Annotated in this window: 13 protein-coding genes and 1 pseudogene; 6 read left to right on the top strand and 8 right to left on the bottom strand. The window is 69.0% G+C overall.

Features of this window, described 5'->3' with window-relative positions:
* Positions 1–65: 65 nt before the first annotated feature.
* The gene (locus ACWDAK_RS39115; RefSeq protein WP_427396125.1) at positions 66–191 is read right to left on the bottom strand and encodes a hypothetical protein; all 126 of its coding nucleotides are present in this window, start codon (positions 189–191) and stop codon (positions 66–68) included.
* A 154-nt stretch (positions 192–345) separates the two neighbouring features.
* On the opposite strand from ACWDAK_RS39115, the gene ACWDAK_RS39110 reads away from it, so the two are divergent.
* Complete coding sequence (locus ACWDAK_RS39110; protein WP_344641131.1) at positions 346–651, top strand: hypothetical protein; 306 nt, start codon at positions 346–348, stop codon at positions 649–651.
* Between the two features lie 54 nt (positions 652–705).
* Here the strand turns inward: ACWDAK_RS39110 and ACWDAK_RS39105 are convergent, their stop codons facing one another.
* Positions 706–1,350 carry a hypothetical protein gene (locus tag ACWDAK_RS39105; protein ID WP_344641132.1) on the bottom strand — a complete coding sequence of 215 codons (645 nt, stop codon included), beginning with the start codon at positions 1,348–1,350 and terminating at the stop codon, positions 706–708.
* Positions 1,351–1,465: 115 nt separating this feature from the next.
* A pseudogene (locus tag ACWDAK_RS39100) lies at positions 1,466–1,711 on the bottom strand (Lrp/AsnC ligand binding domain-containing protein); the annotation flags it as partial.
* 725 nt (positions 1,712–2,436) lie between these two features.
* Between ACWDAK_RS39100 and ACWDAK_RS39095 the strand changes: the two are divergent.
* The gene (locus ACWDAK_RS39095) at positions 2,437–2,940 is read left to right on the top strand and encodes a GNAT family N-acetyltransferase (RefSeq protein WP_344641133.1); all 504 of its coding nucleotides are present in this window, start codon (positions 2,437–2,439) and stop codon (positions 2,938–2,940) included.
* A gap of 70 nt (positions 2,941–3,010) precedes the next feature.
* Here the strand turns inward: ACWDAK_RS39095 and ACWDAK_RS39090 are convergent, their stop codons facing one another.
* The 3 genes from ACWDAK_RS39090 to ACWDAK_RS39080 are packed head-to-tail and all read right to left on the bottom strand — an operon-like array spanning position 3,011 to position 4,598.
* Positions 3,011–3,430, bottom strand: a complete 420-nt coding sequence (locus ACWDAK_RS39090) for an arsenate reductase ArsC (protein ID WP_427396126.1) — start codon at positions 3,428–3,430, stop codon at positions 3,011–3,013.
* A 38-nt stretch (positions 3,431–3,468) separates the two neighbouring features.
* On the bottom strand, positions 3,469–4,218 hold the full coding sequence (locus ACWDAK_RS39085) for an aquaporin (RefSeq protein ID WP_427396127.1): 750 nt from the start codon (positions 4,216–4,218) through the stop codon (positions 3,469–3,471).
* Positions 4,215–4,598, bottom strand: a complete 384-nt coding sequence (locus ACWDAK_RS39080) for an ArsR/SmtB family transcription factor (RefSeq protein ID WP_344641136.1) — start codon at positions 4,596–4,598, stop codon at positions 4,215–4,217. Before ACWDAK_RS39080 ends, ACWDAK_RS39085 begins: the two co-directional genes overlap by 4 nt.
* 458 nt (positions 4,599–5,056) lie before the next feature.
* Here ACWDAK_RS39080 and ACWDAK_RS39075 point away from each other — a divergent pair, with 458 nt between their 5' ends.
* From ACWDAK_RS39075 to ACWDAK_RS39065, 3 genes are all read left to right on the top strand, one after another.
* Positions 5,057–5,650 carry a choice-of-anchor C family protein gene (locus ACWDAK_RS39075; protein ID WP_344641137.1) on the top strand — a complete coding sequence of 198 codons (594 nt, stop codon included), beginning with the start codon at positions 5,057–5,059 and terminating at the stop codon, positions 5,648–5,650.
* A 522-nt stretch (positions 5,651–6,172) separates the two neighbouring features.
* Positions 6,173–7,465, top strand: a complete 1,293-nt coding sequence (locus ACWDAK_RS39070) for a serine hydrolase domain-containing protein (RefSeq protein ID WP_427396128.1) — start codon at positions 6,173–6,175, stop codon at positions 7,463–7,465.
* A gap of 290 nt (positions 7,466–7,755) precedes the next feature.
* Complete coding sequence (locus ACWDAK_RS39065; protein ID WP_344641615.1) at positions 7,756–8,244, top strand: GNAT family N-acetyltransferase; 489 nt, start codon at positions 7,756–7,758, stop codon at positions 8,242–8,244.
* A 592-nt stretch (positions 8,245–8,836) separates the two neighbouring features.
* Here the strand turns inward: ACWDAK_RS39065 and ACWDAK_RS39060 are convergent.
* Positions 8,837–9,487, bottom strand: coding sequence for an NAD(P)-dependent oxidoreductase (locus tag ACWDAK_RS39060; protein ID WP_344641616.1), 651 nt, complete (start codon positions 9,485–9,487; stop codon positions 8,837–8,839).
* Between the two features lie 945 nt (positions 9,488–10,432).
* On the opposite strand from ACWDAK_RS39060, the gene ACWDAK_RS39055 reads away from it, so the two are divergent.
* Complete coding sequence (locus tag ACWDAK_RS39055; RefSeq protein ID WP_427396129.1) at positions 10,433–10,588, top strand: hypothetical protein; 156 nt, start codon at positions 10,433–10,435, stop codon at positions 10,586–10,588.
* A gap of 253 nt (positions 10,589–10,841) precedes the next feature.
* Here the strand turns inward: ACWDAK_RS39055 and ACWDAK_RS39050 are convergent, their stop codons facing one another.
* The gene (locus tag ACWDAK_RS39050; RefSeq protein WP_427396130.1) at positions 10,842–11,363 is read right to left on the bottom strand and encodes a transposase; all 522 of its coding nucleotides are present in this window, start codon (positions 11,361–11,363) and stop codon (positions 10,842–10,844) included.
* Positions 11,364–11,477 lie beyond the last annotated feature (114 nt).

Below are 11,477 nucleotides of genomic sequence, written 5' to 3'. Positions count from 1 at the left end.
GGCGCCAGGCGCTCCCACTGGGCATCCGTCAGATCACTCCTACACCCCATAGTCGTATCAACGACTCAACTGATCGCCAGGACACTGCCTAGCGGGGAGAAGCCGAGCGCCTTGTCGATCCGTAGCAGAGCCTCGGTGATGTCCGCCAGCGCCGGCGCCGCGTATCGGATCTTCGCCCTGCGGGTCGTCATGCTGTCGTGGTCACAAGCCGAGAACCTCGGTGTGCAGGGACCCGGTGTCGGCGATGGTGAGGCCACCCGCGCCGACATGAAGCAGGCCGAGGACGTCCGACGGGAAGGCCAGAGACCAGGCGCACTCTTGATCCCGTGGGGTTAGCATCGCTTGGTGGAGGACGATCGGGAGTGGCCGGAGTGGCCCGAGGACGAGTACGCGCAGTACTTGAAGGGCGAACGAACCAGGTATGCCTGGGTCATGCGCACCTATGGTGCCATGACGTTGGCGCAGGCCGACGAAGTAGCCACGCAGCACTACCCCTACGAGCCGCCCGGCACGCCGTTCCGTGGCCTGGTCTTCCATGACGAGGCGTGGCATTGGGCGATGCTTGCGCTCAAGGGCGATCAGTACGTGTTGCGTCATCCTGAGCTTGTCGAACCCCCGGCAGCGTACGAAGCCCTCGATGAGCAGGGCTGAAACTGCCGCTGGCGGTGGCGCTCGAGCCGGATCGGCGCGCTGTGGGGCCGGGTGTCAGTGGGGGAGTGCCTGGTAGAGACCGCGGCCGGTGCGCTGTGCCTGGGACGCTTTCACGGCCCGTTCGAGGCTGGTGCGTACGGCGTTGACGTTGGCGGGGGTGGTCTCACGGCCAAGGGCCTGGGTGACCTGTGCGGCCCGGACCGGTTCCTTCACCTCGGCCAGGTACGCCAGGATGCCTGCGGACAGCCCGGGGGTGCGCTTGCGCGCCTCAACCGGCTCGGACGCGGCGGTCGTGGTCTTCTTCGGCACGGCGCGCTCGCGTGTCTTCGTCGTCTTGGCAGCCTTCCCGGCGGCCTTGCGGCGTGTCGCGGTCCGCCGCTGCGGCTCGGTTGGGGAGGCGGCCTTCCTGCGGGCAGCGGCCCGCCTGCGCCCGGGCGCTGCCGCCGCGCCCGCGGTGTCCTGCTCGCCGGACGGCTCAGTCGACGATCGCTGGGCTTGGCCGACCGTCTCCTTGGGCAGTGGGACGGCGGACAGCGACTGCAGGGCGCGCAGCGCGTCCCGCGCCGCTTCCAGCCGACCGGTGACGGCGGCCAGTTCCGCTTCCAGCCTCTGCTGATGCCGCTCGAGTTCAGGAAGCTCGGCACGCAGGACGGCGATGGTGGACGTCACGCTGAGATGAGTGTCTGCGTTGTGTGCCAAAGGGTGCTCCTCTTGGTGTTCCGGACGCGGCCGACGGCGTGCGTCTTGGTCAGACTGTACGGGGGCACGGCTTCCCAGTCCTACCAACGAGCCCGCGTCACCCGGTAGAGCACCTTCAATTCGTCGGGCAGCGCGACGCCGAGGCGCTCTTTTGCGGCGGCGACAGGGCGACCGTCGCCTGCGTGCCACCCACTCCGTCGATGGTGTACAAGCGCCGTAGCACGTCCTGCAGTTGCTCGGTGGTCTGGGTGTGCACCTTCATCAGGACTGAGGCGCTCCCAGCGATGATGTGGGCCTCTTCGAGCTCCGGGATCGTGGTGAAGGCCGCGGCGGACTCGCCCATCCACGCCGCGGAGCCGACCACCGACCGCCGGCTGCTCGCCCTGCCCATGGCAGTGCGACGCTGACGGCGGCGCGAGCACCTCCGTGAGGGCCGGCCGGTCAGGTGGCGGGCTACCGACGTCGCCGCCGTGCAGTTCCAGACAATGCGGCGCAACGACCCTCCGCACTGCCAAGCCCAGATCATTCCGGCGAACACCGAGATCGGCGTGGGCTTCTACCACGATGAGACCGCCTGATGGGGCGTGCATGAGTTCGGCAACGGGTGAGCGCGGCGCGTCTTTGCCAGCTGCAATGCGCTTCGGTCGTCCCGCCCGCGGCCCGATGCTGGGCACGGCGTCACGCGGCAGCAGGCCCGCCGCGTGACTTTCGCCGATCGGGGCAGGTGGCCGATCAGGACGTGGGTGGTCAGACCGTCGGCGAGGGCGAGAAGCGTGTGTGCCGCCTGGTGCGGGATCGTGGTCCGTGCGGGCGGCCACGTCACTGTGCGGGGCCGGGTCGTCCGCCGAACGGGAGTCTCGACCGGGTGATCGCGGTCGCTGCCGGGCATGAAAGCAGGGCCTCGTGGCAGCTTGAAGGTCATCTACGCCAACGAGTGATTCAGGAGGCACTGTTGTCGCCGTTGTACGTCCTCGCGCCGACTGGGTTCAACTCGCTCAGCCCGGGTGCGCCGGGACGGCGGTCCGCGCGTCGGTACCGAGAAAATCCAGGGGAGCAGACGCCCGCGCGGTGCTACGGTCGGTCGCCATGAGCTGGCTCCCCGATGACTTCGTCCACCCCGTCCTGGTACCGCTGCCGGGCGGCGGCCATCACCTGCGGCCGATCCGGGAGGCGGACACCCCGCTCGACTATCCGGCCGTGATGGGCTCGCGCGAGCGGCTGTGGACCATCTTCGGCCCGGCCTGGGGCTGGCCCGCGGCCACCATGACCTACGAGGCCGACCAGGCCGACCTGTTGCGGCACGAGAAGGAGATCGCCGCACACCAGTCCTTCAACTACGCGCTGTTCGATGCGGCGGAGACGGCCCTGCTCGGCTGCGTCTACATCGACCCGCCGGAGAGGGCTGGCGCGGACGGCGAGATCTCCTGGTGGGTGGTGGACGAGCTGGTGGGTGGCAAGGTCGAGCAGGCCCTGGACGCGCTGGTGCCGCAGTGGATCGCCGCCGACTGGCCGTTCGAGCAGCCGCGCTTCCTGGGCCGCGAGATCTCCTGGGCGGGCTGGCTCGCCCTGCCGGCGCACCCCGACGCGTAACACCCGGTCGAAGCCCGGGGCTAAGAAGTGTGCTCCGGGAACAGCACCGTGACGGTCACCGTGGCGAGGGTCATGCGGCGGTCTCGATGCCGAGCTCGGCGAGCAGGCCGCGGATGCGCTGCTCGATCTGGTCGCGGATCGGGCGGACGGCGTCCACGCCCTGGCCGGCCGGGTCGTCGAGCTGCCAGTCCAGGTACTGCTTTCCGGGGAAGTACGGGCAGGCGTCCCCGCAGCCCATGGTGATCACTACGTCGGACGCCTGCACCGCCTCGACGGTGAGTACCTTCGGCACCTCGGCGGAGACGTCGATCCCGACCTCCTTCATGGCCTCGACCACGGCCGGATTCACGATGTCGGCGGGCGCGGAGCCGGCCGAGCGGACCTCGACCCGGTCGCCACCGAGGCGAGCGAGGAAGGCGGCGGCCATCTGGGAGCGGCCGGCGTTGTGGACGCAGACGAACAGCACGGACGGGACGGCGGGAGAGCTCACGGGTTCTTCCTTCGGGCAGGTGTGTGGTGACGGGGGGTTCAGTGGGCGGAGGCGGCCGGGTGGCGCTCGCCGTGCGGGACGACCACCTCATCCTCGGCGGCCGGGGCGGGCCGGCCGAACAGCACGGCAACCAGGGCGACGCCGACCACCAGGCCGACGAGCTGGGCAGCGATGAACGCCGGCAGCGAGGCGGGGGCGATGCCGGCGAAGGTGTCGGTGAAGGCCCGGCCGATCGTTACCGCGGGGTTGGCGAAGCTGGTGGAGGAGGTGAACCAGTACGCCGCGCCGATGTAGGAGGCGACCGCGACCGGCGCGAAGTGCGAGCGGCCGGTGCGGGCCAGGCCGAAGATCAGGAGCACCAGGCCGGCGGTCGCCACGACCTCGCCCAGCCATAGGTGCGGGCCGGAGCGGTCGTGGGTGGACCAGCGCACCAGCGGCTCGGCGAACATCGCGTCCGCCAGCACCGCCCCGCCGATCGCCCCGGTGATCTGGGCCGGGAGGTAGGCGGCGACCTCCCGTGGGCTCGGTCCCTCACCGCCGCGGCGACCTGTCCACCAGGCCGCGAGGGTCACGGCCGGGTTGAAGTGGGCGCCGGAGACCGGGCCGAGCAGGGCGATCAGCACCCCGAGGCCGAAGACGGTGGCTTCGGAGTTGGCCAGCAGCTGCACGCCGATGTCCTGGGAGAGCTTGGTGGCCTGGATGCCGGAGCCGACCACCACCGCGACGAGCGCGCCGGTCCCGACGAACTCGACGGCCGTCCGGCGGCCCAGCGGTGCGATCGCGGTCATCTCACATCCCCCGCGGCGGTGCCGGACGGGGTCCGGAGCAGGGAGGACAGCTTGGCCAAGGCCGCGGGCAGGACCCAGTAGTAGACCCAGGTCCCGCGCCGCTCGGAGCCGACCAGGCCGGCCTCGCGCAGCACCTTCAGGTGGTGGGAGATCGTCGGCTGGGAGACGTCGAAGGGGCCGGTCAGGTCGCAGACACAGGCCTCGCCGCCCTCATAGGAGGCGATCAGCGACAGCAGGCGCAGCCGCACCGGGTCCGACAGCGCCTTGAACATCCGCGCCAGGTCGACGGCGGCCTCCTCGCCCAGCGGCTCGCGGACCATCGGCGAGCAGCACACCGCGGCGTCGTCCTGCCCGAGGACGACCAGCTCTGATTTCGACATGCGTCTATGTTGACAGCCATCTACTTAGAGAGGCAAGCCTGCTATATCGACAGATGTCGATATAGCAGCTCAGGTCGGGGATGTCGTCATGCCCCGTGTTCGGCTCGCCCTGTGCGTCGTCGACCTCGAAGCTCGGTGGCCCCCTCTATGGCTGCGGTATGGGCGACACGAGCGATCCCCTCCAGGTGTGACCAATCTGAAGATCATTCCACTCGATTAGCCAATGCGACAGTGCCATTCCGAGGACTCCGGTCGCGTTAGGCGAACGCTCCTGCCGAACTATTCGGTTCATGGCTATTCGGTTCATGGCGCTTCGGGAAGGCGATGACGCAGATAAAACATCATGTGTTGTGATTGTATGTCTTTCTTTCGAGGTCTTTGCCTCGGTCTCAGATCTGCTTATCTTATTCGTGAACGCATCAATTTGGTGTGGTGCCAAACGTTCGGGAGGGAAATCCATGCTTGCCATGCGCGCCGGTGCCATCGCCGTCACCTCTGTCCTGCTCGCCGGTGCTGGCGCCACGGCCTCGGCGCAGACCGTCAGCCGCTTCGACGACGGCAGCTTCGAGTACCCGAGGGCGACAGCCAGCAGCTTCACCGAACTGTCCGCAGGGCAGGCCATCGGGCCGTGGCAGGTCACCGCGGGGACCGTCGACCTGATCGGCGCAGGCTTCTGGCAGGCGGCGGAAGGAGACCAGTCCGTCGACCTCAACGGCGCCGGGCCCGGTGCGGTGGCCCAGACCTTCACCACCGTCCCCGGTGCGACCTACACCGTCACCTACGCCCTGGCCGGGAACCCCACGGGCGCCCCGACGCTCAAGACCGGCCGCGCCCTCATCGACGGGCAGGACTACCAGGACTTCTCCTTCAACACCACTGGCAAGTCGCTCACGAACATGGGATACGTCAACCGGCAGTTCACCTTCCAGGCCGCCAACTCCGCGACCACCGTCACCTTCGCCAGCACAACGACGACCGGCCCGCGCGGGCCGGTCGTCGACAACGTCCGGATCGAGCGCTGCGCACCCTGCCCGACTTGCGGCAACGGCTGACAGGCTCGGCACGCGGGCTGGGTGAGATCAAGGGACGCGAAACCACCTGACGTTCGCCCAGCCGGTTCGCTCCCGCGCTCCATCTGCCGACAGCACGCCCACTCCCGTTCGGCGGCTGGACGATCCCCTTTGGCGGCATCCGAGCGAGATCGCGGTGGCCATGATGCGGGCGATGGCAGCCATCCTCTCGTCCGCCGGGTTCACCGTTGAAGACGCGAACGATGAGTACCGCTCCCACCAGTTGCGGGTCGTGCGAGGTTCCCGGTCAGGGCGAGCTGTCGATGTGGTCACTTCGCGATGACGAGTTGGCCGTGCCCGACTGGCAGACCGGGACTCAAGGCGAGGGCTCTGCCTGATCCGACCCCGGTTCAGTTCGGCCGGGGGCCTCTCCGGGGAAACCCTGAGATCAACTACGGGCAGAAACTGGGATCTTCCCCGATGGCGGGCCTGAGCAGGGTCCTGACAGTACCTCAGTCATCGGGCCGAGGTCTGTCGGCCGGATCCTGTTTGGAGCACCTCCTCGTGAACACTCGCGCGAACCGTACCCGTTGGGCCCTCTTGGTCGCCGGTGGAGCACTGCTGACCGCCGTGACGATCGGCGCGAGTGCGCCCGCCTTCGCGGCCCCGGCCGCGCCGGTACCGGCCGCCGGAGCCGCGAACGGCATATCGCACACGGCCGTCGCACTGCTGCCGCCGCTTGACCCCGCGGCGATCCAGAAGGTGCTCGACCAGCACCCCACCCCCGATGTCACCGGCGCGTTGGTCCGGGTCAGCGGGAGCGCCGGGAGCTTCCAGGGCGCCTCCGGCACCGGCGACCTGGCGACAGGCCAGGCGGTGGATCCCAACGGCCGGTTCCGAATCGGTAGCATCTCCAAGGTGTTCACCACGGCCGTCGTACTGCAACTCGCGGGTGAACGGCGGCTGGATCTCGACGGTACGGTGCAGCAGTACCTGCCGGGTGTGCTGCCCAAGAAGTTCCCGCTGGTCACAGCGGGCGAACTGCTCAACCACACCAGCGGGCTTCCCACCGGTTCGGAGGAGATGTGGGGGGACGGCTCGACCGCCTGGTTCGAGGCTCACCGGCTCGACAGTTGGACGCCGGAGCAGGTCGTCGCCACGCTGAAGGGTCAACCGACGGACTCCCAGCCCGGTACCGCGCAGCAGGTTCCGACGATGAACTTTGATCCCGGTACCGCGCAGCAGTACAACGGGATGAACACCTTCCTCGCCGGGATGGTCATCGAGCGGGTGACCGGGCACAGCTTTGCCCATGAGGTGCGGGATCGGATCATCCGGCCGCTCGGCCTGCACCAGACGTCGGTGCCCGATGCCGACAACCCGGCTCTGCCGCACCCGAGTTCGCACGCCTACCTGACTGTGACCGACCCGGACGGCACCACGCACCAGGCCGACGTCACCGAGCAGAGCCCCTGGCCGTGGGCCGAGGGCGGCCTGATCTCCAGCGCGTCCGATCTGGACCGGTTCTTCTCAGCTCTGTTCCAGGGCCGGCTGCTGCCGGCCTCGGTCCAGGAGAACCTGTTCACCGTGCCCGACGTGCCGAACTTCCACAACAATGACTGCGGCAAGGGTCCGTCCTCCCGGGCCTGCATGAGCATGGGCCTGGAGCGGATCGAGCAGGGCGGCCTGGTCGCCTGGGGCAAGACCGGTTCCCAGCCCGGCTACACCAGCGGGGTGTTCGCCACCCGTGACCTGAGCCGCAAGGTGGTCTACTCGGTGAACCCGACCGGCCTCGCCGGGGCGGAGACCCCCTACGCCAGCCGCCTGCTCGTCACCTCGTTCGGACTCACCCGATAGCACGGGCACACCGGGGCCCGCGGTACGAGCGGCGGGCCCAGCCCGGTCGGGGGGTAGACCAGGGCGGACAGGAGGCGCGCCCGGCCGCTTCCATGCGCAGCGCGGGTTTGCCCGTCCCTAATGGCCGCATCAGCTCTTTCCATCGGAGTTCTGGAACGCTATCGGGCGAGCATCGCCAAAGAGTGTCGATGACCAGTGCTGTGATCGCTCGCCGGGTTGGTCAGGCTGCAGGCGTGAGGGCGGCAGCGCACCGGAACTGAGCTTTCGACCGGTGACCTATGCTCGCGTCCGTGATCCAAACTGACCGTCTGGACCTGCGCCCGCTCGGGCTGGCAGATATCGACTCCTTCGTCGACCTCCACGCGGAAGCCTGGGTCACGCGCTTCGTCGACCCGTACCCACGTGACCGCGCACTCGCCCGCCTGGCCGAGGTGGAGCGGCAGTGGACCGAGCGGGGTTACGGCCTGTTCGCGGCGGTGTGCCGAGATTCCGGAGCGTTCATCGGGCGGTGCGGCCTGAACTACTGGGAACAGTTCGACGAGGTCGAGGCCGCATGGACCCTGCATCCAACGGCCTGGGGCCGGGGCTATGCGACAGAGGCCGCCAGAGCGTGCGTCGACTGGGGCTTCGAGATGTTCGGTTTCCCGAGGATCACCGCGATGATCCGGCACGGCAACACCGCGTCCGTACGGGGCGCCGAACGGCTCGGCTTCAGCCCTCGCAGGGAGGAGATCGTCGCCGGCCACCCGGTCACGGTGTACGTCGGGGACCGGATCTGACTGCCAGGCCCGATAAGCCGTCGTCCGGCGTGACCGGCGCTGAGATCCCACGAGAACGTCCAAGCCCTCGAAAAGGACATCCGCGCAGCGGAGCAGCAGAACGTGCGCACGGTGTGCTGGGCGATGTAGGCGAGCGTCCACGGTTCGATGACCTTGCCGCCGAGGGTGAGCGGCAGCGTGATCCCCAGTGCGGCCTCGACGCGAGGTGAGGGGATGCGGGCTCCGCTCAGCAGGTGCCAGTAGGGGCCGGCGACCGCGCGGAACACGAGCGAGTGCGCGGTCGCACATCTGACCCGGGCGGGGAAGCGCCGGGTGGCTTCCTCGGCAACGGACCGGTTGAACACGATGTACAGGCCCTGCGCCGGTCGGAGGCCGCGATGTGGGGTTTTCGCCATCATGGTGCTCTGATCGGCGCCGCCTGCAGCAGCCTGCGGCGGATGATCAGGTCAGAGAACACCGGCCGGGCGCCAGCTTGATCGAAGCGGAAAACCAGGAGAGAGGCACGGGCGAAGGCCGGTGCCTCCCTCACGGTTCAGCCCCGCTTCCCCGAGGCCTCGGCGCGACTCCACCGCGTCATCATTAGGGCGGCGGCTCAGTAGCCAGCGGTGAAGCGCTCGCCGCGGTGCGCCGGCTGTTCGATCTCGTCGAGCAGGGCAAGGGCATAGTCCTCAATGGAGATGCGGCTGATGCCGTCTTCATCGACGACCAAGTCGTCCGTGGCGGTGCGGTAGGTGCCGGTGCGTTCGCCGGGCTCGATCGTGGCGGCGGGGCTGAAGTTCGTCCACCTCACGTCGCTGACAGTGCGGTAGAAGTCCAGGGCGTCCCCGTGGGCGTGCATGATCTGGAGCAGGGCAATCGGCAGGCCCTCGGTGTCCCAGACCTGCGTCCCGTCCGGCTTGCGCAGTGAACCGGCACCGCCGACCGCGATGAGCCGAGGCGCATCCCCGCCCAGCGAGCGCAGCCCTTCGACCAAGGACTCGGCGGCGGGCCTGATGGTGGCGATGTGGCCTGGCCCGTCACCCCCGCCGACCGCGCTGACCACGACGTCCTGTCCCTTGGCCACCTCGGCGACGGACTCAGGGTCCAGGACGTCGCCGTAAGTCACGGTCAGGGCGGGGTGGGACGTGGTGACCTTCGCCGGATCGCGAACGGCCGCGGTGACCTGATGACCGCGCCGAAGCGCCTCGTCGAGGATCCGGGATCCGATAGTGCCGGTGGCTCCGAATAGGGCGATCTTGGACAAGAGGCTCTCCAATTCCGGTTGATCGTGTTGGATTCGGAGCGTAGCGGGATGTTTCACCACAGAGCGGGAAATCGGTCGCTTTAGGCTCATCTAGGGTTACTTCCCCTCTCCTCGAGGAGGGGTGCGGAAGGGGTGCTTTAGGCGAGGATGCCGAGTTCGGTGCGGGTGCGATGGTGAAAGTCACGGAGGGCCGGCTCGCGCTGCCAGGAGGCGAGGACGGCGTTGACGAGTGGCGCCCCAGTTCACCGCGGTTCGGCCTCGACGAGTGCCTGACTGAGGTGAGCCGTGAACGTGGAAGCTGACATCCCGAGCCTCGCCGACGTCCACCACCTGAAGCTGCCGGTACGCGATCTTGCCCGCTCCGAGGCGTGGTACGGGCACACGCTCGGCTACCGGCGGGCAGCCGAGTTCGTCGAGCAGGGGGTGTTGATCGAAGTCGTGCTGAGCCATCCGGCTGGCGGACCGGACCGGACCGGACCTGGCGTTGCGGCTCGACCCGGGCCGAGGCCGCCGGCTTCGACTACTTCGCGATCGCGGTGCCCGACAGTGCCGCGATCGAGGCGCTCGCCACTCGCCTGGAGGTCATGGTGAGCTGCACGGCGGCGTCTGGCGCGGCCTGCACAGATGGGTGCTAACGCTGCTGCATGACCCCGACGGTCACGAGGCGCGTTGAACTCGCGCGCCAGCTGCGCACCACACTGGCCGCCGACCAGCGCTCCGAGCTGATCCGCCTGGTCGCCGACACCCGCCGACCGCGGTCGAGGGCTTCGAGTAAACACCCCTGCATGAGCTGCGCACCACGCCGGTTCCCGGGGCTCGGTGTTGACCGGTGCGGGCACAGGGATTCCCGGAATTCCCGCGCGCGAGCTGGTCGCCGTTCGTACGATCGGCTCGGTCTAGGCCTGCTGGAGCGGATGCCGGCCCATGGGACCGGGGAGGGCATCGATGGGGCCTGTGGGCTGGGCTCCGGTGGTCGTGCTGGTGGTAGGCGGTGCGGTGGCCTGGCTGATGCTGCGTTATCCCGGGGGATGGCGGTACGCCTTCAGCGCGGAGTACGCCGAGAACAGGCGCGACCTGGATGGCGTCCGCGGAAAGAGGTGAGGCGCTTGGCGGGCTGTGGCCGCTCCCATGGTCGGCGGAGGTCGGCGGCCAGGGGTCTGGCGAGGTGGAGTTGGGTGTGAGCGGCCAGGATCAGGCCGGTCCAGCGGTCGGCTGCGGCGGGCTCGCGCAGCCTTGGGCGGGTCCAACCGAGGATCTGCTTGAGGAACCGGAAGGTGTGCTCCAGGTCGAAGCGCCGTAGGAACGCGTGCCAGGCGGTGTTGGTGTCAGCGCCGAAGGGCGTTGGGTCGGAAGATCACAGCCACACCGGCTTCGGGGTGCCGCCGGAGGGCAGCTGCTGGACGCCGAGACGGATGAGAGTGCCTTCGACGATGGGGAGTTGGCCTTGGTGGTCGCTCCAGGCTGAGCGTCGCCAGATGCGCGGATGCAGGCGGTGCCATGCACGGGAGCGGGTGGTGCCGTGGCGGCGGGTGACGTGTTTGGAATTGCTGTCTGTTTTGTGCCAGGTGTCGGGGTCGGCGAGGGTGAACCGGGTGCTGTGGCGCGGGGGTTGGCTGCCTGTGGGGCCCACCCGGTAGCTGTCGGGAACGGGGTGGAAGAAGACACGCTCGGAGCGGGTCCGTACGACGATCTGGGCTGGCAGATCCCGCAGTAGATGCGTCAGCCGGGGCCCGTCGTGGCCGGCGTCCGCCACGACCTGGACCGGTGGGTCGGCCGTCGCCCAGTGGCCGGCGTTGATGATGCAGCGCAGGACCTCGCGCAGTTGGCGGGCGGTGACCGCCGCGGTGTGGAGCAGGCGCGGGGGAGCTGACGGCACTGGATGCCCCCCCGGCACTGGTGAAGGTGCTCTGTCGATGGGGTAGTGTTACCGGGTCGCTCGGCAGGGAGCACCGGACACGCATCGGCGCGGACGGTCCCGGGGCGGCCAATC

The organism is Kitasatospora sp. NPDC001175, from assembly GCF_053598215.1.
Note: the sequence above shows the minus strand (reverse complement) of the source record. Positions and strands in the feature narration are given on the sequence as shown.

Excerpts from the sequence above, each read along its gene's own strand:
- ACWDAK_RS39115 (WP_427396125.1), bottom strand. The coding sequence starts at position 191 with ATGACGACCCGCAGGGCGAAGATCCGATACGCGGCGCCGGCGCTGGCG.
- ACWDAK_RS39095 (WP_344641133.1), top strand. The coding sequence starts at position 2,437 with ATGAGCTGGCTCCCCGATGACTTCGTCCACCCCGTCCTGGTACCGCTG.
- ACWDAK_RS39085 (WP_427396127.1), bottom strand. The coding sequence starts at position 4,218 with ATGACCGCGATCGCACCGCTGGGCCGCCGGACGGCCGTCGAGTTCGTC.
- ACWDAK_RS39080 (WP_344641136.1), bottom strand. The coding sequence starts at position 4,598 with ATGTCGAAATCAGAGCTGGTCGTCCTCGGGCAGGACGACGCCGCGGTG.
- ACWDAK_RS39075 (WP_344641137.1), top strand. The coding sequence starts at position 5,057 with ATGCTTGCCATGCGCGCCGGTGCCATCGCCGTCACCTCTGTCCTGCTC.
- ACWDAK_RS39055 (WP_427396129.1), top strand. The coding sequence starts at position 10,433 with ATGGGGCCTGTGGGCTGGGCTCCGGTGGTCGTGCTGGTGGTAGGCGGT.